The sequence below is a fragment of the Paraburkholderia hospita genome (genome assembly GCF_002902965.1).
Taxonomy (GTDB): Bacteria; Pseudomonadota; Gammaproteobacteria; order Burkholderiales; family Burkholderiaceae; genus Paraburkholderia; species Paraburkholderia hospita.
In genome coordinates this window covers 1,796,864-1,821,386 of sequence record NZ_CP026107.1, presented here as the reverse complement: position 1 = coordinate 1,821,386, position 24,523 = coordinate 1,796,864, and the positions used below count along the sequence as shown (strand labels likewise).

At 62.2% G+C, this 24,523-nt stretch carries 23 protein-coding genes; 17 read left to right on the top strand and 6 right to left on the bottom strand.

Annotation, left to right across the window (positions count from 1 at the left end; translation table 11 throughout):
• Positions 1-11: 11 nt before the first annotated feature.
• Positions 12-413, bottom strand: a complete 402-nt coding sequence (locus tag C2L64_RS41495) for a nuclear transport factor 2 family protein (protein ID WP_007577418.1) — start codon at positions 411-413, stop codon at positions 12-14.
• A gap of 154 nt (positions 414-567) precedes the next feature.
• Here C2L64_RS41495 and C2L64_RS41490 point away from each other — a divergent pair, with 154 nt between their 5' ends.
• From C2L64_RS41490 to C2L64_RS41450, 9 genes are all read left to right on the top strand, one after another.
• Positions 568-1,197 carry a TetR/AcrR family transcriptional regulator gene (locus tag C2L64_RS41490; protein WP_039899784.1) on the top strand — a complete coding sequence of 210 codons (630 nt, stop codon included), beginning with the start codon at positions 568-570 and terminating at the stop codon, positions 1,195-1,197.
• An 85-nt stretch (positions 1,198-1,282) separates the two neighbouring features.
• Positions 1,283-1,990 (top strand): hypothetical protein, encoded by a 708-nt coding sequence (locus C2L64_RS41485; protein WP_039899782.1) that lies wholly within the window; start codon positions 1,283-1,285, stop codon positions 1,988-1,990.
• Between the two features lie 90 nt (positions 1,991-2,080).
• Positions 2,081-2,986 (top strand): LysR family transcriptional regulator, encoded by a 906-nt coding sequence (locus C2L64_RS41480; RefSeq protein ID WP_007577414.1) that lies wholly within the window; start codon positions 2,081-2,083, stop codon positions 2,984-2,986.
• A 179-nt stretch (positions 2,987-3,165) separates the two neighbouring features.
• The gene (locus C2L64_RS41475) at positions 3,166-3,405 is read left to right on the top strand and encodes a superinfection immunity protein (RefSeq protein WP_238554527.1); all 240 of its coding nucleotides are present in this window, start codon (positions 3,166-3,168) and stop codon (positions 3,403-3,405) included.
• 91 nt (positions 3,406-3,496) lie between these two features.
• The gene (locus tag C2L64_RS41470; protein WP_007577410.1) at positions 3,497-3,931 is read left to right on the top strand and encodes a MarR family winged helix-turn-helix transcriptional regulator; all 435 of its coding nucleotides are present in this window, start codon (positions 3,497-3,499) and stop codon (positions 3,929-3,931) included.
• A gap of 97 nt (positions 3,932-4,028) precedes the next feature.
• Positions 4,029-5,576, top strand: coding sequence for an efflux transporter outer membrane subunit (locus C2L64_RS41465; RefSeq protein WP_238554526.1), 1,548 nt, complete (start codon positions 4,029-4,031; stop codon positions 5,574-5,576).
• A 63-nt stretch (positions 5,577-5,639) separates the two neighbouring features.
• A complete protein-coding gene (locus tag C2L64_RS41460) occupies positions 5,640-6,821 on the top strand; it encodes an HlyD family efflux transporter periplasmic adaptor subunit (protein ID WP_039899762.1) in 1,182 nt (393 codons plus the stop codon).
• Between the two features lie 88 nt (positions 6,822-6,909).
• Positions 6,910-8,466, top strand: a complete 1,557-nt coding sequence (locus C2L64_RS41455) for a DHA2 family efflux MFS transporter permease subunit (protein ID WP_007577406.1) — start codon at positions 6,910-6,912, stop codon at positions 8,464-8,466.
• Positions 8,467-8,668: 202 nt separating this feature from the next.
• The gene (locus C2L64_RS41450) at positions 8,669-9,817 is read left to right on the top strand and encodes a porin (protein ID WP_051058140.1); all 1,149 of its coding nucleotides are present in this window, start codon (positions 8,669-8,671) and stop codon (positions 9,815-9,817) included.
• A 25-nt stretch (positions 9,818-9,842) separates the two neighbouring features.
• Here the strand turns inward: C2L64_RS41450 and C2L64_RS41445 are convergent, their stop codons facing one another.
• The 3 genes from C2L64_RS41445 to C2L64_RS41435 form a co-directional block, all read right to left on the bottom strand.
• Positions 9,843-10,451 (bottom strand): Crp/Fnr family transcriptional regulator, encoded by a 609-nt coding sequence (locus C2L64_RS41445; RefSeq protein ID WP_007577404.1) that lies wholly within the window; start codon positions 10,449-10,451, stop codon positions 9,843-9,845.
• A gap of 108 nt (positions 10,452-10,559) precedes the next feature.
• Positions 10,560-11,609 carry a 2-dehydropantoate 2-reductase gene (locus C2L64_RS41440; RefSeq protein ID WP_007577403.1) on the bottom strand — a complete coding sequence of 350 codons (1,050 nt, stop codon included), beginning with the start codon at positions 11,607-11,609 and terminating at the stop codon, positions 10,560-10,562.
• Positions 11,610-11,720: 111 nt separating this feature from the next.
• Positions 11,721-12,488, bottom strand: a complete 768-nt coding sequence (locus C2L64_RS41435) for a class II aldolase/adducin family protein (protein ID WP_007577402.1) — start codon at positions 12,486-12,488, stop codon at positions 11,721-11,723.
• Positions 12,489-12,622: 134 nt separating this feature from the next.
• Between C2L64_RS41435 and C2L64_RS41430 the strand changes: the two genes are divergently transcribed.
• The 7 genes from C2L64_RS41430 (at position 12,623) to C2L64_RS41400 (ending at position 20,124) form a co-directional block, all read left to right on the top strand.
• Entirely contained in the window at positions 12,623-13,327 is a 705-nt protein-coding gene (locus C2L64_RS41430; RefSeq protein ID WP_007577401.1) for a Crp/Fnr family transcriptional regulator, read from the top strand.
• Between the two features lie 232 nt (positions 13,328-13,559).
• Positions 13,560-15,203: a fatty acid--CoA ligase gene (locus C2L64_RS41425; RefSeq protein ID WP_007577400.1), complete on the top strand. Its 1,644-nt coding sequence runs from the start codon at positions 13,560-13,562 to the stop codon at positions 15,201-15,203.
• A gap of 27 nt (positions 15,204-15,230) precedes the next feature.
• The gene (locus tag C2L64_RS41420) at positions 15,231-15,695 is read left to right on the top strand and encodes a MaoC family dehydratase (protein WP_007577399.1); all 465 of its coding nucleotides are present in this window, start codon (positions 15,231-15,233) and stop codon (positions 15,693-15,695) included.
• A gap of 58 nt (positions 15,696-15,753) precedes the next feature.
• The gene (locus tag C2L64_RS41415; RefSeq protein ID WP_238554524.1) at positions 15,754-17,469 is read left to right on the top strand and encodes an alpha/beta fold hydrolase; all 1,716 of its coding nucleotides are present in this window, start codon (positions 15,754-15,756) and stop codon (positions 17,467-17,469) included.
• Between the two features lie 43 nt (positions 17,470-17,512).
• Positions 17,513-17,938 (top strand): TIGR01841 family phasin, encoded by a 426-nt coding sequence (gene phaP / locus C2L64_RS41410; protein ID WP_007577396.1) that lies wholly within the window; start codon positions 17,513-17,515, stop codon positions 17,936-17,938.
• Between the two features lie 75 nt (positions 17,939-18,013).
• Complete coding sequence (gene phaZ, locus C2L64_RS41405; RefSeq protein WP_007577394.1) at positions 18,014-18,847, top strand: poly(3-hydroxyalkanoate) depolymerase; 834 nt, start codon at positions 18,014-18,016, stop codon at positions 18,845-18,847.
• The gene (locus tag C2L64_RS41400; protein ID WP_007577392.1) at positions 18,844-20,124 is read left to right on the top strand and encodes a DUF445 domain-containing protein; all 1,281 of its coding nucleotides are present in this window, start codon (positions 18,844-18,846) and stop codon (positions 20,122-20,124) included. Before phaZ ends, C2L64_RS41400 begins: the two co-directional genes overlap by 4 nt.
• Before the next feature lie 19 nt (positions 20,125-20,143).
• Here C2L64_RS41400 and C2L64_RS41395 read toward each other — a convergent pair whose 3' ends face one another.
• Both C2L64_RS41395 and C2L64_RS41390 read right to left on the bottom strand, forming a co-directional pair.
• Complete coding sequence (locus tag C2L64_RS41395) at positions 20,144-22,876, bottom strand: helix-turn-helix transcriptional regulator (protein WP_007577390.1); 2,733 nt, start codon at positions 22,874-22,876, stop codon at positions 20,144-20,146.
• A 237-nt stretch (positions 22,877-23,113) separates the two neighbouring features.
• On the bottom strand, positions 23,114-24,061 hold the full coding sequence (locus C2L64_RS41390; RefSeq protein ID WP_007577388.1) for a chemotaxis protein: 948 nt from the start codon (positions 24,059-24,061) through the stop codon (positions 23,114-23,116).
• A gap of 211 nt (positions 24,062-24,272) precedes the next feature.
• Between C2L64_RS41390 and C2L64_RS41385 the strand changes: the two genes are divergently transcribed.
• Positions 24,273-24,521 (top strand): helix-turn-helix domain-containing protein, encoded by a 249-nt coding sequence (locus tag C2L64_RS41385; RefSeq protein WP_007577385.1) that lies wholly within the window; start codon positions 24,273-24,275, stop codon positions 24,519-24,521.
• Positions 24,522-24,523 lie beyond the last annotated feature (2 nt).

Sequence of the window (24,523 nt, the reverse complement as noted above, 5' to 3'; positions counted from 1 at the left end):
GAAGGTTGCTGTTAGCGCGGAAAGCGGGTGCCGAACATCGGCAGGCCGCTCTTCGATTCGGATTGGCTGGCTTCGTCCTGCAACACGTCCCAGTGCTCGGCCAGCACGCCGTTTTCTATGCGCAGGATGTCGGCAGCGATCCATGCGACGGGACGTCCGTTACCGGAAAAGCGGCCATGAACGATCACGTAGTCGCCGTCCGCGACGATCACGCCTGGTTCGTATCGCAACGTCGGCGGCACTGTCCGGATCAGGTTGAACAGACCATCGCGGCCCGGTTCGATATGCGCGCTGTGCTGGATGTAATCCGGCGACCAGTACCGCTCCGCGGCGGCATAGTCGCGCTGGTTGAAAAGCGTGTCGAATGCTTCGAGCACGAGGGCCTTGTTGGCTGCTTCGGTGGTGTGGGTCATGAATATTTCCTGTCCAGTTTGAAGGATTCACCGAAAACACAATGGTGATTGACATTGAGTTTGGGTGATTTGTCGGTCGAAGTCAATGGTGGTCGCCATTGTATTTTTCGAAGGGCGTTATAATTGGGCCGACAACGGCGTGGAGCATCGAACGATGGGAGTCTCAAAACAGAAGGCGGTGGAGAACCGCAAGGCCATCATTGCGGCCTCGGAGAAACTGTTCCGTGAGCATGGGATCGACGGCGTGGGCCTGAGTGCGCTGATGAAGGCCGCGGGTTTTACGCAGGGCGGGTTCTACAACCACTTCGAATCGAAAGAGGCGCTCGCGGCCGAAGTCGTGGCGAGCGCGATGGACAAGGCCAACCGCGACCTGAAGGAAGCGATCGCGGCGCCCATCACGCGTGGCGGTAACCGGTTGAAGCGGCAGGTGGATTTCTACCTGTCCGGCACGCATTGCGACGACATTGAACAGGGCTGCGCGGTCGCCGGGCTGACTGCGGACGTTCGCCGGCTCGGCACTGAGGCGCAATCGAATTTTGCAAGCGGCCTCGAAACGATGATCGAAACGTTGACGGCGCTCGTCGCCGAACAGCGCGACGAAAGCGTGGACACGGACGAAGCGCGCCGGGAGGCGATTGCGTTCTACAGCGAGATGGTGGGCGCGCTCATTCTGTCGCGGGCGGTCGGCGGGGCGGACCCCCGGCTTGGCGAGGAAATATTGAAGGCGAGCCGGCAGACCTTGCTCAGGAATTTCGCGCTGGAAGGCGGCCAGGGCAAACGCTGACGCACGCGGCGCAGGCGCAGTAATAGTGCTGAAAGGCCTTCCGGCGTACTATCGCTGCATGCGACACGTCCAGGCGGGAGCCGCGATGAACGAGAGTTCGGTGAGAGGATACCGTCAGGACGAATGGAGCGAACGGCTTCTGCTCGCGATGAAGACGAGTCTGTCGGTGGCCCACGAACTCGGGTTGTCACCTGACGCCGTCCTCGACTGTGCCGCCAGGCATCTGCAGTTCGATGATTTCACGTCTTTTGCATCCGCGATTCAGGGCGCCTCCCGGGTGCACGATTACTGCGGGCGGCGCGAGAACATCCCCACAGCCGCGGTCGCCTACATCAAGCATCTCGCGTCGCGCGTCGAGAGCGACAGGAATGTGCTCGCGGGCACGCCGACGATGTGCTCATCCAATCTCCAGATCCATGTCGAAGCGCCCGCCCAGGCATACGATAAAGTCGGTGCCGCCGTCCAGGCATTGAAAGATGATGTGCAGCGCGCGTTCTCGCAGCGTGGCGTATTGACGGGCGCGGACATGGAAGACGCATCGGCATTTGCAAGAGCGCTCGCGGCGCTCATGCCCGTCGACGACAATGAGAAGGCATACGAGCGCGCGTTGTCGGCCGTGTTGCATGTGCGATTCGCGGTGCAGTACCAACCCGTCCATCGCAATGCGGATGACGCGGGGCGTCGTCAAGACATGGACGGACACGGGGAGTCTGCAAACCTGGCGCCTGCGCCTGGCGGATGGATGCAGCGCGTCAAGGATGTCGTGCACCATCCGGCCAGGCTGTACAAATAGGCAATCGGGCGCCCGCTGAAGCCGCACAGTCAAGCAGTCCAACAGACCGCGGCAAACCGGTTGCTCCCGCACGTATAGCGAGATTTCTCCATGGACTACGTTGAAAGCCTGCGCGTTTTCCGGTCAGTGGTCGAATTGAAAAGCTTCGCGCGGGCAGCCGACATGCACGGCATGGCCCGGCCGGCGGTGTCGCGGGCCATCTCGGCGCTGGAGGAGCGCGTGGGGTGCCGACTACTGCACCGGACAACGCGCCAGGTATCGCTCACCGAGGCAGCCGAGCGATTCTATGAAGGCTGCGTGCGCATTCTCGATGATCTGGATGCACTCGAAGCGGACGTCGGCAATCAGACAAAAGAGGCGGGCGGCGTGCTGCGCCTCGTCGCCCACACGACCGCGACGATGGAGCGCCTCGTTCCACTGATTGCCGAATTCAAACGCGCACACCCGAAAGTCACGCTGGACCTCACGCTGACCGAACGCCCCGTCGACCTCGTGGCCGACGGCTACGATCTTGGCATCGTCGTGCCTTATATGTTGACGAGCGAGACGGCCGTGGTGCGGTTGCTCGAGCGCATTCCATTCATCATCGTCGCGACACCGCAGTATTTGCAGCGGACGTCTACGCCGAAGCACCCGTCGGAACTGGCCAAGCATCTCTTCGTGGCCATGTCGCCGTCGCTTCGACGACCGAGCGTCGGCTTTCGGATCGACAATGAGGAACTGACGATTCCCCTTCGTTTCGACGTGTCATCGAACAGTCAGGCGTTCAACCGGGAAATGGTGCTGCAGGGTTTCGGCATTGGAATCGTGCCCGTCTCGCTCATCGAGAACGAACTGGCGTCCGGGACGCTCGTTCGTCTGCTCGCCGATTTTGAGCTCACCGACATTGGCATCGAGATCCGCCTGGCGTACAGCAACCGGACACTCCTGCCCGCCAAGGTGCGCGCGTTCATCGATCACGCGACGGATTTTTTCGAGCGTACGGCGCCGCGCTGACGGTTGCGCCGGTACGCGTCCCGCCACGTCCGCATCGATTGATGCATCTGGAAACAACAGTTTGATGGTGTGACAGGCATCGATTCCCACACGTCGTTTGGCTATTCTGTGCGCATGCACTTTCAAGTGCTTTTCGTGAAGTCGAGCGTTATCAGAACAGGTGCCAGATGCACGTATTCATGTCTTACGTATTGGTCGCAATCGGTGTGGGCGTTTATTTCACACCTTCGATGATCGCCCGTCGCAGGCTGAAGCAGGAAGCGGCCCGCGTTCTGCTCCTCAATCTCATCCTTGGATGGACCATAGCGGGATGGATCGGCGCACTCAGCTGGGCGACGAAATCATTCGGCACCGATTTACGCAGCGCTGAAAATGCTGCACGGTTGAAACGCCGATCGATTGAGGCGGAGCGCAACTGAAGCAAGCCTGCCAGCGAACCGGCAGATTAATGTTGAATACTAAGGATGCCGAATATAAATAGAACACGGTGTCACAGACTATCCCGTAGAAATGAACCCGATCTCATCCGAAACCGATGATTGCTTTGCCGTACGGCAGGCAGCGCGGCATATCTCGAAGCTGTACGAACGCCATCTTTGCAAGGTCGGCATTACGCCGACCCAGTTCAGCATCCTGAGCATGCTGAATCGCCATCCGAAATCAACGATGATTCAACTGGCCGACGCGCTCGTGACGGACCGGACGACGCTCGTACGCATCCTCAAACCGCTGTTGCGTGATGGCCTTGTGGTGGCGCCCGCCGAGGAGCGGGTCAAACGACGTTTTCGCCTCACGCTCACCGAAAAGGGCCACGAAAGATTCGAACAGGCGACTGTTCATTGGCGTGCTGCTCAGGCGAATTTCGAAGTCGTGTTTGGCCAGCAGCAGGCCGTGCATCTGAGGAACGAACTGTTCCGCGTCACGCGCGACGTGCCCAAAGGCTGATAACGACAAGGCAACAAACTGATGCATTCTCGCGCATTGATAAGTGCCTCAACGAACCCTAGCATGTGCATATACACTTTTTAACGGATGCCAAAGCATGATCACGCAATTGAACATGAGGACATTGGAAAGTAGATCGAATGGAGAGCGACGCGGGTTGTTCGCCGGCAAACCGGCTGCGTTGCTCGCTGCGGCAGTCGCGGCATTCAGTCTGGCGGGATGCGTCAACTACGCTGGCATCAAGAGCGACAAGAAGATCGAGTCTCCTTCGACCTATGAGACGAAGCAGAGCTTGCCGGACCAGGGCGGTCAATGGCCCGCGCTCGATTGGGCGCAGCAGTTCGGCGATCCGCAATTGCCGAAACTGATCGACGAAGCGCTGAAGGACAACCCGACCATCGATCAGGCACGCGCCCGCATCGAGAAAGCGACGTCCTATGTCGGCAGCGCGAAATCCTTGCTCTATCCCAACGTAAGCGGTAGTTACTCGTGGACCCGGGAACACTTCTCGGCCAACGCGATCGTGCCGCCACCCTATGCGGGCTCGACGCAGAGTGAAAACAACCTGCTGGTCAGCGCGTCGTGGGACCTCGACCTGTGGGGCAAGAATCGCGAGCGGCTTCGTCAGGCCGTCTCTCAGGAAAAGGTGGCTCAGGCAGAAGCCGAAGAGGTCCGTGTGACGCTCGCTGCGTCGGTCGCAAGCACCTACAACCGCCTCGCGCTCCTTTACGCGTTGCGCGATGTCGAAAGCCGCGAAGTGCGCAATCGTGAAGACATCGGGCGGATCACGGATGGACGCGTCGGCGCAGGCCTCGACACGAACGTCGAAAAGCAGACTGCATACGGCGAGACGGCAACCAGCCGTTCGAGCGTCAGCGATCTCGAGGGGCAGATCACAACGGTGCGCTACAAGCTGGGCGCGTTGCTGGGGCAGGGGCCGGACCGTGGACTGAAGATCGCCAATCCTTCATTCGGCGCGAGCCGCGTGGTCGCGTTGCCGGACAACCTTCCGGCCGACCTCATCTCGCGACGGCCCGATATCGTGGCTGCTTACTGGCAGGTCGCTGCGGCCATGCACGACGTGAAGGAAGCGAAGGCCGAGTTCTACCCGGACGTCAATCTTTCGCTGTCGGCGGGTCTCGACGCATTTGGGTGGGGACGTTTCCTCACCGCATCGAGTCGTCAGATGCAGGCGGGACCGGCAATCCATTTGCCGATTTTCGATGCCGGGGCGCTGCGATCGCAACTGAAGGAGCGCTATGCGGACTTCGACTACGACGTGGCGAATTACAACCGCACATTGATCAATGCGCTGTCAGATGTTGCCACGCAGGTTTCGCAGATCCAGTCAACGGATCGGCAACTGGTCGACTCGCAGCAGGCGCTGGATGCACAGACCAAGGCGTATCAACTGGCGCTGGTTCGCTACCGATCCGGACTGAGCCAGCAACTGCATGTGTTGAACGCGGACGACAACCGTCTCTCAGCCGAAAAGTCCGTCATCAACCTGCAGATGGCGCGCCGCGATCAGCAAATCGGCTTGATCAAGGCGATGGGCGGCGGTTTCGACGCAACGCAAACCGGCCTCGCGTCGACCACCGACACGCCGATTCCAACACCTTCGAACGTCAAGACAACCGACTAACCCATTCGAGCCGCCGCCATCGGACGATGGACGGCGTCGATCGAGCCTTGCTGGAGTTCAACGATGAATGCACCTCAATCCCAACCCCAACCCCAACCCCAACACGTAAGCGAGCCGCCGAAGAAAGCCGGAAAGCGCAAGCTGCTGCTGGCGTTGCTTGCCGCTACGCTGGCTGCATCCGGCGCAGCGTACGGAGCCTACTACTACACGGTCGCACGCTTTCACGTCGAAACGGATGATGCGTATGTGAACGGCAACGTCGTTCAGATCACCCCTCAGATTGGAGGCACCGTGATCGGTGTCAACGCGGACAACACGCAGGTCGTGAAGGAGGGCGAGCCTGTCGTGCAGATCGATCCTGCCGATGCGCGCATTGCCCTGCAACAGGCTGAAGCGAACCTTGGCCAGACCGTTCGACGCGTGCATGGCCTCTACGTCAACGACGACAAATACCGCGCGGACATCGCGCAGCGGCAATCGGATCTGACCAAAGCACAGGACGATCTGCGTCGCCGGCTTTCTACGGGTATGACGGGCGCCGTGTCGGAAGAAGACATTTCGCACGCACGCGACGCGGTCAAGTCGGCGCAGGCCACGCTCGACGCCGCGAAGCAGCAACTCGGCGCCAACCGCGCGCTGACGGCCAACACGTCGATCGAAGCACACCCCGACGTGCAGGCCAGCGCCGCCCATGTACGGGATGCGTACCTCGCTTATGCACGCACCACGTTGCCGGCGCCCGTCACGGGCTACGTCGCGCAGCGCAGCGTCCAGGTCGGGCAGCGCGTTTCCACCGGGACGCCGCTGATGTCGGTGGTTCCGCTCAATCAGGTCTGGGTCGATGCGAACTTCAAGGAGTGGCAGCTTCGGCACATTCGTGTTGGCCAACCCGTCGAGCTGACGGCCGACGTCTATGGCTCCTCAGTCGTCTATCACGGCAAGGTCGCGGGCTTTACGCCAGGTACGGGGTCGGCGCTGGCGCTGTTGCCTGCGCAGAACGCGACGGGCAACTGGATCAAGGTCGTGCAACGGCTGCCCGTGCGGATCGAAATTCCTCTCGGGGAACTGAAGAAAAATCCGCTGCGCGTGGGCCTGTCGATGAACGTCAACGTCGACGTGAAGGATACCAACGCGGCTTCGCTGACGGCCGTCGATCCCGGTTCGACCTACAAGACCGACGTGTTCGCGAAGTACGGCGACGAGGCGAACGACGCGATCGCACACATCATCGCCGCGAACGAGTGACACGCCCGCACCGCGCCCGGGCATGCGATGCACGCGCTGCCCCTTTCTCCGTATTCACGAAGGCCAGCAACACCTTGTCTGGATCACTATGACGACCAATCAAACGAATCATCCCCCGCTGACGGGAGCCAAGCTTGCCTTAGGCTCGTTCGTCGTTGGCCTGGCAGGTTTCATGACCGTGCTCGACTCGTCGATCGCGAATGTCGCGATACCCACCATTTCCGGCAATCTCGGTGTCTCCGTCGATGAGGGCACGTGGGTCATCACCGTTTTTGCCGCGGCGAATTCGGTAGCGATACCGTTGACCGGCTGGCTGACGCAACGCCTTGGACAGGTGCGGCTCTTCGTGGGATCGATCCTGCTGTTCGTGGTCGCGTCGTGGCTGTGCGGCATTGCGCCTTCGTTGCCCGTGCTGCTCTTCGCCCGGATACTGCAAGGCGCTGTGGCAGGCCCGTTGATTCCGATGTCGCAGGCGCTGCTGCTGAGTTCGTGGCCCAAGAACAAGTCATCATTGGCGCTCTCGCTGTTCTCGATGATCGTCGTGACGGGACCCATCGTGGGACCGGCGCTCGGCGGCTGGGTCACCGACAGCTATAGCTGGTCGTGGATCTTCTACCTCAACATCCCCGTGGGGCTGTTCGCGGCGGCTATGGTCTGGACGCTGTACCGGCATCGCGATACGCCGTCAAAGAAAATCCCGGTGGACAAGGTCGGACTGCTGCTGCTGGTCGTCTGGGTGGCGGCGTTGCAGGTGATGCTCGATAAAGGCAAGGATCTCGACTGGTTCTCGTCGAATACGATCATCATTCTCACGATCGTCGCCGCTGTTGGCCTCGCACTTTTCATCGTGTGGGAATTGACGGACAAGAATCCGATTGTCGACCTCACGCTCTTCAAGCAGCGCAATTTCCTTGGCGGCACGGTTTCTATTGCCGTCGCCTATGGGATCTTCTTTGGGACGCTTGTTTTGCTGCCGCAGTGGATGCAGGAGTACCTCGGCTACCGGGCAGTCGATGCGGGACTCGCGACCGCGCCGCTGGGCATTTTTGCGGTGATCGGCGCGCCGATCATGGGCAAGCTCCTGCCGCGTTCCGACGCGCGCATCATCGGCACGTTTGCGTTCATCGGCTTCGCGATCGTCTACTACATGCGCTCGTTCTTCTACACGGATCTCAGCGAGGGATACATCATCCTGCCTACGCTGCTGCAGGGCATTCCGATGGCGCTGTTCTTTGCACCGCTGACGGTCATCATCCTCTCTGGCCAACCGCCCGAGAAGGTTCCCGCCGCAGCCGGGCTGTCCACCTTCGGGCGTATGTTCTTCGGCGGGATCGGCACGTCGGTGGCGAATGTGATCTGGAATAACCGCACGATCTTTCACCATGAAATCCTGACGCAGCAGTCGAGTCCGACCAACCCGATCTTCAACCAGCAACTCGATACATACCATTCGCTGTTCGGCCTCGGTAAACAGGCATCGTTTGCGCTGTTCGACCATACCGTGCAAACCCAGGCGGCAATGATGGGATTGAACGACGTGTTCTACGGGGCCGCCATCGTCATGATCGTCATCATTCCGCTGATCTGGATCACGAAACCAGGCAAGTCCGGAGGCGCCAGCGACGCAGCGGCAGGGGCGCACTGAAGCATGCGCGTCGCGCGCGTTGATGTGTCGTGCAGGCTCTCCGTCAATTGTAAATTTTCTGGCAGTTGCCACGATATTTTCCGGGCAACGTATAGGTATGGCGCCGGGCGCTGAGCGCAGCGGGTCAGATCGTACGTAGTCGTCGTCTGATCCGTTGCTATGTTTTGCTGTACGACATAATCATAATGGTTGGAGACGAGGCATGATGAAGGTCAGGAGAATGCTGTCCAAAACCGCTCGGAGAAGCGGAATAGTGGCAGGAGTGATATCGACAGCGACACTGTATTCAGTTCCATCGAATGCGCAATCCCTGGTGACGTTTTACGGCGTCGTCGATACGGGCATTCGCTACACGACTCACGCGGACCCGCAGGGCAATTCAGCCGTTCGACTCGCTAACGGCGGCGCGACAGAGAGTGCGTTCGGATTCAAAGGAACGGAAGATCTCGGCGGCGGCAACAAGGCGGTGTTCGAACTCGAAGATCGCTTTTTTCCGAACAGCGGGGTGATCGATCCCGCTTATCCGTTCTTCAATACGGCGTTCGTCGGCTTGCAATCCAGCACCTATGGCAAGCTGACGATGGGGCGGCAGATCAATCCCCTTTCCGACGCGGTGTTGAGCGCCTTCATCACCAATCCCTGGTTGCCGACCTTCTATCAGTTTCGTCCGGAAGTCATGATGGCGCAGGGCGTCTGGACCAGCAACATGGTCAAGTACGCGGCGCGCTGGCAATACCTGACGGCCGAAGTATCGTATGCGTTCGGCGGCAATGCGGGCGCGTTCGGCTCGGGCAGTCAGATCGGTGCATCGCTGATTTTTCTGCCTGGCGCGCCGTTACGCCTGGCTGCCGGATACCTCGATTCGCGCGATGCCGTGAACACATCGGCGCACTTGAAGTCGTGGACGGCGGGCGGTTCATATGCATTCGGCGGCACCACGGTGATGGCCGGCTGGGCCGTGAACCGGCAGGATGCGAACTTTGTCGGCAACTTTCCGAATGGTCCGTTCAGCGTGCCGGAATTGACCGCGCTCAAGTTCAACACGTTCGCCGCGCGCAAGATGTTCTTCGGCGGCATTACGCAACTGGTAGGCGATTCCACGCATCTTTCGGCCAACGTGTGGCGCACGATCCAGACGGGGAAAACCCAGTCCGCCGACGGCAACACGACGCAGTTTCAGTTGGTCGCGGATTACAACTTGTCCAAACGCACGGATACGTATGTGGAAGCTGATTACTCGCTGTATCGCGGCGGCATGGTTGGTGCGCAATTCCAGGGCATCAGTGCGTTGAGTTCGGCATACGGTACGACGCAACTGGGCGTCATGGTCGGGTTGCGGCATACGTTCTAGGCCGCGTGAACCCGGGCGGGAGCGATCAATGGCATTCCTGAAAGGAGCAAAGCATCTCCTTCGAACAGATTTCGATCCGGCCATACCGGAGGACGATCGCTCCTTGCTCCGCCATTGCCTTGAGTTCCAGCGAGAGCGTCTGGCGCGTGATGCCGAGCATCATCGCAAGCGTGTCGTGGGAGACCGCGACCTCCGGGCGGCTCTGCGACAGCATGGTCACGTCGCCCGCAGCGAGCAGCAGCAGCCGGCGGGCAATGCGGGCACGCGTCGAATGCAAGGTCGCGTCTTCGACCATGCGATAAAGCCAGTTCATGTGGATGAGCTGCAACTCCGCAACCGCGCGGAAGAAGGCCTGGTTCTGCATCAACTCGTCGAACGCCTGGGCCTTGACGACGAACAGGCTCGATCGCTCGAGCGCGACGACATCGCGCAGGCGCGGCTGCCGGCTGGTCATGGAAGTCTGTCCAAACCAGTTGCCCGCCTCGATCACGGCAAGGATCGCTTCCTTGCCGTCTTCGCGCAGCGTGCAGGCCTTCAGCTTGCCGCACTTGAGCCCGAAGAAACCATTGGGCGCGTCGCCGCGCCGGAACAGGTATTCACCGGCGTGCAACGTAACCGGTTCGCAATGGCGCATGAGCGCCTCTTGCCCTGCAGGAGGCAATCCACTGAACCACAAGTTCGTCCTCATTGCTTCGGACGTGTCGGTTACGAGCGCCATGTGAGTCGATCAACGCAATGCCTGCTACGCAGGCATGCGTTGGCTCCTCGCAGTTGCGCCGCGCGAAGCAGCGCGCAGTTCGGCCAGTAGCGCGTCGCCCGTCCACGCGTGACGTGCATCGCTTTGCTCGGCTTCGTGCACGAGTTCGCAGAGGCGCGCGTTCACGGGTGCATCGAGCCCGAGACGATGGGCGAGCTTCACGACTTCACCGTTGATCCAGTCGACTTCCGTCGCGCGTCCCGCCGCGAGATCGTCGGACATTGACGAGCGCGCGAGCGGGTCGATGGTCAGCATCGCGCGTGCAAGGCGTGCGAACCACGTGTCGGGCAAGCCGAGAAAGCGCGGCATCCATGCGGGTGGAACAGCCGTCAAACGGGCCGGGCGAATGCCGGCGCGCGCGAGCAGCGCGAGCGTTTCTTCTTGCGCCATGCCAAGGCAGCGCCGATACGCGCGCTGCGACAGCTCTTCTTTCAGCGGCCGGTTCGACAGCGCGTTGATGGCGTTGTTCAGGTTGAGCAGCAGCTTGGCCCACTGTACGGGCAGCATGTCGGCGTGCTGTTCGAGCGGCAGTCCCGCCTTCGCGAAGTCGCCGGTGAACGGCTGCAATCCGGGCGCGCGCCGGACCTCCAGCTCGCCGCCCGATCCCTGATGATAGGCACCCGGTCCGCGTTCGATGACGTTGAACGGCACCATCCCTTCGAGCACCGTCTGGTTCGGCAAGGCGGCGCGCAGGATGTCGGCGTTGCCGACGCCGTTCTGGAAGCTGACCACGACCGTCCCAGGGCGCAGCACGCCTGCCAGTTCGGCCGCAACCGTCGGCGTTGCCGCGGACTTGACGGTGACGAGCACCAGATCCGCGGCGGCGGCCGCCGTGAGGTCCGTCGATACATCGATGCGCTCGGGCGGCACCGACCAGCGGCGATCGCCGAACTGCGAAAGCGTCAGCCCGTGCTCGCGCAACTGGCGGCCGACGCGTTCGCGCGCAATGAAAGTGACGTCGCTGCCACCGGCGAGCAGCCGTCCGCCGACGTAGCAGCCAATGGAACCCGCGCCATAGATACAGATCTTCGCCATGCCTTGTCTCGATCGAGCCGCTGTCCGATTCTGCCGATGCGCTGGGCGGCAAGCACGGCCCATGACGTCGTGCCGCTCAGTTCCCGCATCGGTGCTTTCAATCGCTATGCGTCAGTCCGCATAGCCGGGGTTCTTCCGGTCGAGCCGCCGCAGCAGTCCCGGCCACACGAGCTGTCCGGCGCTCACGCCGCGCGTCGCTGCCGTCACCTGATTCCGGATGCCATCGAGGATCGGCTGCGCGATCGGCAGGAGCTTGTCGCCGCCTGCCTGCGCGCGAACCTGGATCATGCACGACGCCTCGAAGAAGTACATCGCGACGAACGCATCGGCAGGCGTCGCGCCGACCGTCAGCAGACCGTGGTTGCGCAGCATCAGATACGCGTTGCTGCCGAGGTCGCGCACGAGCCGGGGCTTTTCCCCTTCGTTGAGCGCGATGCCCTCGTAGTTGTGGTAACCGAGCGACGCAAGCACCACCAGCGATTGCTGCGACAGCGGCAGCAAGCCCGCTTCCTGCGCCGACACCGCGACGCCGTTGACCGAGTGTGTGTGCATCACGCACAGCGCGTCTTCGCGCGCTGCGTGCACTGCGCTGTGGATGTTGAAGCCGGCGGGATTCACTTCGTATGGCGAATCGGACACCTTGCGGCCGTCCAGATCGATCTTGACGAGCGACGACGCGGTGATCTCGTCGAACATCATCCCGTACGGGTTGATGAGGAAATGGTGCTCGGGACCGGGCACGCGCGCCGAGATATGCGTGAACACGAGATCGTCCCAGCCGAACAGCGCGACAAGGCGGTAGGCCGCCGCAAGATTGACTCGTGCTTCCCATTCGGCGGGGGACACTGCGTGCTTCAGGCTGATATCGGTTGAGCTCACGGCGAGACTCCTTGTTCAATGATTCGTGTGTCTGGGAACAGCGCGTCTGACTGCGCTGGCGGCCAAAGCCGTGAACGCATGATGTCGGCAATCCCGCGTAAAATCTGTCGCATAGCCGACACGTCGAGAAGTGCATGGATTCCAGGCTGCTTCACTATCGTCCTCAACTCGAATCGACGCCCTGGTTTCGCGGCCTGCCCGTCGAACTGCAGGACTATCTGATGAGCCACGCCACGCTGCTGCGGCTCGAAAAAGGCCAACTGCTGTACCGGTGCGGCGATCCCTCTTACGGCCTGTATGCCGTGCTCGAAGGCGCGCTGTCCGTCGGCACGGTCGGCATCGACGGCAAGGAATCCCTGCTCGCGGTGCTCGGCCCGACTGCATGGGTCGGCGAAATCTCGATGTTCGACGGCTTGCCGCGCCCGCACGACGCCATTGCCGTCAACCGCGCACTGTTCATGCACGTGCCCGAAGCCGCGCTGAAAAACCTGCTCGACGCCACGCCGCGCTACTGGCGCGATTTCGCGCTATTAATGGCGCAACGCCTGAGGCTGTCGTTCAAGAGCACCGAATCGCTGGCGCTGCAGCCTGCCGCACAACGTATCGCCAGCCGCCTGCTCTTGATCGCCGAAGGCTATGACGGCCTCAACGCGGTGCAGAGCAAGATCCGGCTTTCGCAGGACAGCCTTGCATCAATGGTGTCGCTGTCACGGCAGACCACGAACCAGCTGCTCAAAAGCCTCGAAAGCCAGCAGATCATCAGCCTGAAATTCGGCGAAATCCAGATTCTCGACATCGAACGGCTACGCGCGGCCAGCGTCGGTGCTTCCAGACTGTAGGCTCGACGTAAGCCGGCGGCTCGCTTTTGACAGCGGTTGACCGCGCCGCCTTCCTGCATTCCCTCCAGACGCAGTTTGCCCATGCGGCCGCCGCTTGGGACTCCCCTGTTCAGGGGATGTTGCTTCCCTCCGAACAAACCGATCATGGTCTCACTCGCGATGCACTGGGCGCGACAGGCCTCGACGGACCTGTGTGTGCCCGACCCATCGCCCGACTTGTGAGGAGACAACGATGCAGGACGCCGGGCACGATTCGACGCCAACACCCTACGCCTATCCGCTGCTGATCAAACACTTGCTGCACACGACGTTCATTCAGGCGCCGGACCAGGAAATCGTCTACCGCGGCCAGTTGCGGATGACCTACACGACGATGCGCGAGCGCATCGCGCGGCTCGCGAACGGCCTGCACGATCTGGGCGTGCGCCACGGCACCACGGTTGCCGTGATGGACTGGGACAGCCATCGCTATCTGGAGTCGTACTTTGCGGTGCCGATGATGGGCGCCGTGCTCCAGACGGTGAATGTGCGGCTCTCGCACGCGGAGATCGCGTACACGATCAACCATTCGGGCGCGGAAGTCCTGTTCGTCCATACCGACTTCCTGCCTGTAGTCGAAGCGATCAAGGATCAGCTCGAAACGGTCCGCGTTTTCGTCTGGATCGACGAACCGGGCAGCGACGCCTGCGAACACACCATCCCGTTCGCGACGGAGTACGAGGCGATGCTCGCCGCGAGCGCGACGCACTACGACTTTCCCGACTTCGACGAGAACACCCGCGCCACCACGTTCTACACGACGGGCACGACGGGCTTGCCGAAGGGCGTGTACTTCTCGCATCGCCAACTGGTGCTGCACACCATCACGCTGATGGCCGCGCTGGCGAGCCCGGTAGCGGGCCAGCGCTTTCATCGCGGCGACGTCTATATGCCGCTCACGCCGATGTTCCATGTGCACGCCTGGGGCATGCCCTATATCGCCACGGTGCTCGGCGTGAAGCAGGTCTATCCGGGCCGTTATGTGCCCGAGCGTCTCGTGCAACTGGTGCGCGACGAAGGCGTCACGTTCTCGCACTGCGTCAGCACGATCCTGCACATGCTGCTCTCGTGCGACGAAGCGAAGCATGTGGATCTCGGCAAATGGAAGGTCGTGATCGGCGGCGGCGCGCTGCCGCACGGACTCGCGCGCGCTGCGCTCGATCGCGGCATCGACGTGTTCGTGGGCTATGGCATGTCGGAGACGTGCCCGGTTCTGAGTCTTGCGCAACTCCCGCTGCACACGGAACCGCTCGATCTCGATGAAGAAGTGCGGCTGCGCTGCAAGACCGGCTTTCCCGTGCCGCTCGTCGATTTACGCATCGTCAACGAACACATGGAAGACGTGCCGCGCGACGGCAAGGCCTACGGCGAGATCGTCGTACGCACGCCGTGGCTCACGCAGGGTTATCTGAACAATCCGGAAGCGTCCGCGCAGTTGTGGGCGGGCGGCTATCTGCATACGCAGGACATCGCGAACATCGACCCCACGGGCAACGTCCAGATCACCGACCGCATCAAGGATGTCATCAAGTCGGGCGGCGAGTGGATTTCTTCGCTTGAAATCGAAAGCCTGATTTCGCTGCATCCGGGCGTCGCGGAAGTCGCGGTGATCGGCATCAAGGACGAGAAGTGGGGCGAGCGTCCCGTCGCGCTCGTGGTGCTCAGGCAGGACGCCCAGGTCAGCGAAGACGACGTCAAGCAACACGTGCTGGGCTTCAGCAAGACGGGGCAAATCTCGAAGTACGCCGTGCCGCAGATCGTCAGGTTCGTCGACGCGCTGCAGAAGACGAGCGTCGGCAAGACGAACAAGAAGTGGTTGCGCGAGCAGTTCGCCTGACCCGATCCCTCTCAAGGAGCAAGCACGATGAGCATCAAGGATTACAGCATCGCGACGATCGATAGTTGCGTTGGCCGCGAACTGGGCGTGTCGGATTGGGTCACCGTCGATCAGGCGCGCATCGACGCCTTCGCCGCCTGTACGGGCGACAGGCAATGGATTCACGTCGATGTCGAACGCGCGAAACGCGAGAGCCCGTTCGGCGGCACGATCGCGCACGGCTATCTGACGCTTTCGCTGCTGGCGGCGCTTGCGATCGAGATCGGTTTGATTCCCCCAGACGCATCGGCGGGCCTGAACTATGGGCTCGACAAGGTGCGCTTCATGACGCCCGTCAAGGCAGGCGCGCGCGTGCGAAGCCGCGTAACGCTGATGTCGGCGGAAAAGAAAGAGGGCGGACGGATCATCATCAAGACGATGAACGAACTGCAGATCGAAGGCGAGGAGAAACCGGCGCTGATCGCCGAGTCACTGGCGATGCTGGTGGCTTGAGCGACGTCAGACGGATAAAGACGGATGGAGACTGGAGCAGAAGATGGCGGAGACTGAAATGAGCATCGCAACAAGTACAACACAACGCACAGCGCAAAGCGCCCCGCCGGACGACCTTGCAGCTTCGGCTGCGGAGGGCATGCTGGGACCGAACCCGTTCGTCGGGCTGCGCCCGCGCGATATTCTGGCAACGGTGCAGCAGATCGGCGCGCAGGCGCTGCGTCAGCCAACGCTTGTGGTCGAACAGGAAGCGGCGCTGGTGCGCGATCTGATAGCGGTGCTCGGCGGCAGCGCGGACAGCAAGCCGCCGCAAGGCGACAAGCGCTTCACCGATCCGGCGTGGCAGGACAACGCGATGTATCGGATGACGATGCAGGGCTACGTCGCATGGCGCAACGCGCTGACGGGCTTCGTCGACCGTTCTGCGCTCGACGCCAGAACGAAGGAGCGCGCGCAGTTCGTGCTGTCGCTTTTCACCGACGCCGTCTCGCCGACCAACACGCTGCTCGGCAATCCGGCGGCGCTGAAGAAGGTAATCGATTCGGGCGGTGCGAGCCTGCTTGGCGGCGTGCGCAATCTCGTGACGGATATGCTGCAAAACCAGGGCATGCCCGCACAGGTGGACAAGACGGCGTTCAAGGTGGGCGAGAATCTCGGCACGTCGCCGGGCGCGGTGGTGTTTCGCAACGAAGTGCTGGAACTGATCCAGTACGCGCCGGCGACGGAGCATGTCTATGCGCGCCCGCAACTCATCGTGCCGCCGCAGATCAACAAGTTCTACGTGTTCGATCTGTCCGAAGGCAAGAGCATCGTCGACTATCTGGTGAAGAACGAATTCCAGACATTCGTCGTGAGCTGGCGCAACCCGACTGCGGATCAAAGCCACTGGGATCTCGATACCTACGTTGCCGCGCTGCTCGAAGCGATCGCGGCGATCCGCGAGATCACCGGCAGCGACGACGTCAACCTGCACGGTGCGTGCTCGGGTGCGATGACCATTTCGGCGCTGCTCGGCCACCTCGCGAGCCGCGGCGACAAGAGCGTGCATGCCGCGACGCTGATGGTCGCGGTGCTCGACAACACGGCGGACTCGCAACTGGGTCTGTTCGCCACGCCGGAAGCGATTGCGGCCGCGAAGCAGAACAGCGTATCGAAAGGCGTGCTGGCCGGCGAGGAAATGGGCCGCGTGTTCGCATGGATGCGACCCAACGATCTCGTCTGGAACTACTGGGTCAACAACTATCTGCTCGGCAAGGCGCCGCCCGCGTTCGACATCCTCTACTGGAACAACGACGCGACCCGCTTGCCCGCGCGCATGCATGGGCAACTGCTCGATATCTTCACGGGCAACCTGTTCAGCAAGCCGCGTGCGTTGACGGTGCTCGGCACGCCGATCGACCTGTCCGACGTGAAGTGCGACACCTACGTGGTGGCGGGCATGACCGATCACATCACGCCGTGGAAGGGCGTGTACAACACGGCGCGCATATTCGGCGGCGAGACGCGCTTCGTGCTGAGTTCGGCCGGGCATATCCAGAGCCTGATCAATCCGCCGGGCAATCCGAAGGCGAAGTTCTTCCTCAATCCGACACTGCCAGCCGATGCCGATGCGTGGCTTGCCAATGCCCAGGCCGAGAAAGACTCGTGGTGGGGCAACTGGAGCAAATGGCTCGCGGAGCGTTCCGGCGAGCGGCGTACCGCACCCGCTTCGGTCGGCAGCGTGGGGCATCCCGCAGGCGTGAAGGCGCCGGGAACCTACGTCCTGGAAGCATGACATTCACACTTTTCTTTAACGCAGTCCCTATGGAGTATTGACGATGGAATCGACCAGCAAGAACAGCATTTTCACCGAGTACACGAAGCTCTTCGGACAGTTCAAGCTGCCCGGCCTCGATATCAGCGCGATGGTCGAATCGCGCCGCAAGGATATCGAGGCGATCGCGGAAGCCAACACGACCGCGCTGGCAGGTGTGCAGTCGTTGGCGCAAAAACAGTCGGACATCCTTCGTACGTCGCTGGGAGAACTGCAGGCGTTCGTCGCGCGGTTCACGCAGCCGGGCGGACAGTCCATCACCAGCGCGGGTGATACGGTCAAGCAAACGCTGCACAAAGCGCTCGTCGATGTGCAGGACCTCGCGGACACGGCTTATCGCGCGCAGTCGGACAGCGTCGCTGTCGTGACCAAGCGTGTCGCCGAGCGTGTCGAAGAGCTGAAGACGCTGCTTCAACCGAAGAAGAAGTAATACGGCACAGCGCGTGCGGTACGCCGGCGCATCGAATGCGACACCCGCATCCAGACGAACATTTGGGAGATAACAATGCACATAAACCCTGAATCTGCCTGCAGCATGCAAATCCGGACGATCGACCTCGATGGCCAGACGTTGCGTGTCGCAACGTGGCAGGGCAGCGACGCATCGCCGCCGCTGCTTATCTTCAACGGCATCGGCGCGAATCTCGAACTGGTGGAACCGTTCGTCGCCGCGCTCGAAGATGTCAGCGTGATCATCTTCGACGTGCCGGGCGTCGGCGGTTCGCCAGCGCCCGTCGTGCCGTACCGCTTTTCGACGTTGTCGGTGCTGGCCGACAAGCTGCTGACGCGCCTCGGTCACGACGGCGAAGTCGATGTGCTCGGCGTTTCGTGGGGCGGCGCGCTCGCGCAGCAGTTCGCGCGTCTGTATCCGCGACGCTGCCGGCGGTTGGTCCTTGCGGCCACTTCGCCGGGCGTGCTGATGGTGCCGGGCAAGCTGTCGGTGCTGTCGAAGATGATCGGGCCGCGCCGCTATACCGATCCTGCGTATCTGCAGGAAGTCGGGGCGGACATTTACGGCGGCGCGTACCGGCGCGATCCGTCGCTGCTCAAGGCGCACAGTCGGCACATACAGCCGCCGCGCGGACGCGGCTACCTGTATCAACTGCTCGCGGCATCGGGCTGGACCAGCCTGCCGTGGCTCGGCTCGTTGCGCCAGCCGACGCTCGTGATGCACGGCAGCGACGACCCCATCGTGCCGCTGACCAACGCCAGGATTCTCGCGGCGCGGATTCGCAATGCGACGCTCTACGTGATCGACGACGGTCACCTCTTTCTCATCTCGCGCGCGAATGAAGTCGCGCCTGTTGTGCGCAGGTTTCTGCGGCAGGAGGCGAGTTGAGTTTCTTCGTGGGCGGTGAGGGCGCGCGGCCGGCAGCGGCCAACGCACGCGAAGACGACAAGGTTCACGGCCTGAATCGCATGCGGCGAACGGCGACGGCGCTGCTCCTGCTGATGTGCGTCTTGCTGCTGGTGTGCGTCGTGTGGCAGGCCGATCACGCGTGGCTCGCATGGCCGCGTGCGTTCGCCGAGGCGGGGATGGCGGGCGCGATCGCGGACTGGTATGCCGTCGTCGCGCTGTTTCGCCATCCATTGGGTGTGCGGCTGCCGCACACCGCGATTATTCCGCACAATCAGCCGCGCATTGCGGAAAGCCTCGGCAGCTTCGTCGAGGAGCATTTTCTGCAGCCGGAGCTGATCATCGGCAGATTGAGCGGCCACAACGCGGCGCAGGCGCTCGCGCGCTGGCTCGCGCAGCCGGAGAACAGCCGCGGCGTCACCAACGTGATCGCGGACTCGCTCGCGGGACTGCTCGATGACATGGATGAAGCCGACGTCGCGTGGTTGTTCGACCGCGTCGTGGCGCCGCAGTTGCGCACGCTCGATATCGCCCGCGTGGCAGGCGACGCGCTCGATGTGCTCACGCAAGGCGACCGGCATCGGCCCCTGCTGGATCATGGACTCGTGGCGCTCGAAAAGTGGCTGACGTCCAACACTGACCTGATCAAGGCCAAGTTCAGCGAGGCGTCGCGGTACACGCCCGCGCCGCTCGATGCGTACATCGTGCGTAAGTTCATCGAAGGCATTCTTGCGCTGCTGCATGAAGTCGCGGCGAGCCCGGACCATCCGCTGCGCCTTCAGTTCGACGAGGCCTTGCAGACGCTGATCGTACAGTTGCGGACGTCGGCGGCGCATCGCCGCTTTGGCAAGTCGCTGCTGCGCGACTGTGTTCGTCATTTTCGGCGTGCCGGCCGCTATCGCGCACTGCTTGACTGGCTGCGGACACGCGTCATCGCCGATCTCGGCCGCGAGCAGTCTGCCGTGCGCGACACGCTGGCGCGTGGGCTGGTGTCGCTTGGCAGGCGCATCGGCCGCGAGCCGTCGATCCAGCGCAAGCTCAACGCGTGGTGGATCGCGCTGGCGCATGAACTCGTGGTGCGCTATCGGCATCTGTTATCCGCATTGATCACCGAGGTCGTCAAAAGCTGGAACGCGGACGAAGTCAGCCGCAAGATCGAAGTGCAAATCGGCCGCGACCTGCAATATGTGCGGATCAACGGCACGTTCGTCGGCGGGATGGTCGGTGTGCTGATTCACGCTGTCACGCTGGCCGCGTGACGAGATGCGCGCATCAGCATCAGCCCGCCGCAACCAGTCCCAATGCCTGCGCGCGCGCAACGGCCTGCGCCCGCTTGTCGACGTTCAGCTTCACGAAAATATTCTTCACGTAGGTCTTGACCGTCTCAGGCGAGATGCCGAGCGTGCGTGCAATTTCCTTGTTCGACTGCCCTTGGGCAATCAGTTCGACGATGCTGCGTTCCCTTGCGCTCAACGCTTCGCGCACCGTGTCGCTAGCGGGTTTCGCACCGGGCGCTTGCAGCGCGCGCCAGCCATCCAGCAGACGGTCGAGATACGCGACGGTCTCCTTCGTCGTCGACGTGGAGCGCGTGTCGTCGCGCACTGCTTGCAGCAGCGGGCCGATTGCCGCGCCCTGGTCGATGATCGAGCGGTAGATGTCGTGACTGGTATTGAGCACGTCGCGAAAGATCTCGACGGCGCGGGCCTGATCGTTGGCGCGCATCCACACGAGCGCGAGCACGGTGCGCAAGCGCAGCGCGAGATAGTCGTTGTGCCGGCTTTCGACGCTGCGCAATGCGGCCGTGATCGACTCGACGGCTTCGTGGGTGCGACGCTGTTCCATCGCCAGCGAACCCACTGCGATAGCCCGGAAGGTGTCGATCTCCGGCGAGACTGGCTTCGAAGCGGCGGCGCGCGCGTCCGCCAGCTGATCCAGTTGCACGACACACGCGGCGGCTTCCGTGATCCGGCCTTCCCTCAGATAAAGCCGCGCGCGCTCGACGTGAACGCCGGCGATCATCCTGTCCCAGCCGCGCATATAGCCGAGTGATTGCGCATGATCGAGCAGCGCGTAGGCGTGCTCGAAGTTCGCACGCGAGATGGCGATCCGCACGAGTACCCGATAGGCGAAAAACGTGCTGTCGAGCAGAACGGCCAGGTCGATCAGCGGCATCAGATCGACGAGCAGCGCTTCGGCTTCGTCGAGCCGCCCCTGCTCGTACCAGATTTGCGCGATCATCGGCGCGCACAGCGCGGCTGCAATCGACTTCGGGCCTGAATGACGCTCGGCGAGCCGGATCGATTCGGTGAAGTAGCGTTCCGCGAGCACGAAGTGCATCTGTTGCATCTCGGCGTGACCGAGCAGGCAGAGCCGGTAGACGGACGCGAACACGTTGCGCTGGTCTTCCTCGATCGAATAGGGAATCCACGGCGTCGCGTAAAGCGCGCCGAGGTTGCCTGCTTTCCAGTGCCCGAAGCGCACCACGTTGGATGCAACGTTGGTGGTCCAGCTGTCGGTTGACGGATGTTCGAGACACGTTTGCGCGATCGCGAGCGCGCGCGGCGCATCGTCCTGCAAGCCGGCGATCACCGAGCGGATCGCCTGGCATTCCCAGCGGATGTTACGGGCGGCTTCGTCATTGCCTGCGCCGGCGTCACGCTCGATGTCTTCGAGCATCGCCAGCGCTTCGTCGAAACGCAACGCGAGCGCCATGCCCCATGCGATGGCGAGCGTGATCCCGACTTGCCCGCGCATCAGATGGGCCGGGAACTGGCGTTGCCAGCCGAGCAGCGTGAGCAGATCGCCTTTCGTGACGAGCGTCATCGCGCAATGGCCCATCAGCGAGACGGCGTGTTCCGGGTCGCCCGCGGCGATCGCATGCCTGACTGCGTCCGTCCATTGCTCCTGGTCGGCGTACCACTGGCATGCGCGCCGATGCAGGCCGGCGACTTCGTCGGGATGGTGGGTTGCGAGCCGCCGCCGCAGATATTCGCCCATCAGATGGTGATAGCGAAACCAGTGTCCTTCGATGTCGAGCGGTTCGAGCAGTAGCTGGCGCGTGGAGATCGATTCCAGCATGTCCTGCCCGGCGGCCATGCCCGTGACGGCTTCGCATAGCGGCGCGCACAGGCGATCGAGTATCGAGGTGCGGAGCATGAACCCGACCATCTTTGCGGGCAGGCGCCTGAGGATGTCTTCGAGGTACGCAGCGAACGGCCGTGATGCGCCGGATGGCGGGCTCATGTCCTGAAGGGTTTTACCTCCGTCACGCGAGAGTACCGACGCGGAAATGCGCAGCGCGGCCGCCCAGCCTTCCGTGTGTGCGAAAAGCGACTTGATGCCGGCCGCGTGCCGGCCGCCTGGGCATTCGTGTTCGACGAAGCTGCGGGTTTCGTCGATGTTGAAGCGCAGCGCGGCGGCGTCGATTTCCATCAATTCGTTCTTCGCGCTCAGCTGCGCGAGCGGCAGCGGCGGATCGGTGCGGGTGCAGAGCACGACATGCGTATTCGACGGGATGTTCGCGATGAAGTGCGCCATCGCATCGTGAATGGCAGGCTGGCCGATCAGGTGATAGTCGTCGATGAACAGATAGATTTCATCGTCGACCTCGAACAGTTCGTTGATCAGCGTCGACCCGATCGACTGGGCGGGCATGAGCGACGCCTCGGTTGTCAGGCTGATCGCGGACGCGCCGACATTCGAACAGGCGTTGTGCAAGGCCTGCGCCAGGTGATGGAAGAAGCGCGCGGGTTCGTCGTCATCGCCGTCCAGCGAAAGCCACGCGACGACGGCGCCGTTCGCAGTGAGCCGATTGAGCCACGCAAGCGCCAGCGATGTCTTGCCGAACCCCGCGGGCGCCTTGATGACGGTGAGCCGCCTGGATTCGGCCTTGTCGGCCAGTGCGACGAGCCGTGGCCGGTCGATCAGGCCGGCGGGTAGGCGCGGCGGATAAACCTTCGTGGCGAGGAAGAGGGGCGGGCTCGTGGTCGGCACCGCTTCTGCTACGTGCATCGGCTGCTCCTGGCGTTCGGATTGACCCTGGGTGCCATTCCCTGTTCATGCGATCGCGCTCACTGCACAGGGTTATTGCGCTGCGTCACGACAGGGACACGATGAGTTCCAGCGTGTCGATCGATGTCAGTCACAAATGATACGCCCAAAGTCTCGGCCAGCTATTTGACGCGTTGGTTCTTCGCTCACTTCACTCCAAAGAGAATGTCCGTACGGCCAATGCTTTTAGCAGTCGGATCACGCGCCGATCGCGTCCCGAATGGTCTCTGCCAGTTCCGCAGCCTGGAACTTGGCCACATAGCCGTTGGCGCCCGCGTTTCGCACGTGCGCCTCATTTGCCGCGCCGGTAAGAGACGAATGGATTACGACGGGGATATCCCGTGTGCGTTCGTCCGCCCTGATACGCCGCGTCAGCGTGAAGCCATCCACTTCGGGCATCTCCAGGTCGGTGAGCACCATCGATACAGCATCACGCAAGCGCGTTTTGTTCCGCTTTGCCTCATCGGCCAGCTTGATGAGAATCTGCCACGCTTCCTCGCCCGTCTTGGCCATGATGCATTCGGCGCCGATGTCGCCGAGTGCCTGCTGAATCATGGTGCGCGCGAGTCCGGAGTCGTCTGCTGCGAGGATTCGGGTGCCCGGCGGCACCTGAAACGCGGCGGTTTCCGGGGCCACCGGTTCCGGCCGATGGGCTGGAAGCACGTCACGCAAGACCTGCTCGACGTCAACCACTTGAGCCAGTCGCGAGTCCCCCGTGTTGCCGTCGATCCGTGCGATGCTGGTGATGAGCCCCGACCCGGCCGCCGCTTCAGCCGGAAGCACCTGATTCCAGTCCAGTCGCACGATGTCGTCCACTTCCTGCACAGCGAACCCCTGCGTCGTGCGGGCGAACTCGGTAACGAGCAGGATGTTCAGGCCACGAGTGGGTTCGCAGCCCATAAGCTTCGGCAGGTCCACCACCGGGATGATCTGCCCGCGAATGTTGACCGCGCCCATCACACAGCGGGACGCGCCAACGATAGGCGTGATGACCGGCATCGTGAGAATTTCGCGGACCTTGAACACGTTGATACCGTACAGCTCGTGCGCGGTGTCGCCCGGCACGGTGCCGAGCCTGAAAAGGAGCAGTTCGAACTGGTTTGAACTGGTCAGGGTCGTGCGGGCTTCATTCGATTGGTGGTCCATCACTTGGCTCTGTGGGTTTCACGGGCGTAAAGCATGCGTTTCCCGGTCACTTGTATATCGGCGGGGCCGCGGAAAACATGAACGTCCGCGATACGCTTCCGGTAACGCTTATCACTGCCCCTTACCCGCCACACAACTAATTTGCAAATACCCGCCATACGCGTAAAATACATTTACCTGCCAAACAGGTAACCCGTATAGGCGCCCCGCGATGAAACGCACGTTGCTCAATCCGCACCAGCTTGGCCAGATCCTGCGCACTGCAAGGCGCGCGAAAGGGCTTTCGCAGGCCCAGGCCGCGTCGCGCGTGGGCTTGAGCCAAAGCCGGCTCTCCGCGATCGAACTCAATCCCGACTCGATCACATCGGAGCAACTTTTCGCGTTGCTGGCCATGTACGGCCTCGAACTGAGCGTGCAGACACGGCCCGCCAGCGCGGCGCCGACCCAGGAGAACTGGTAGCC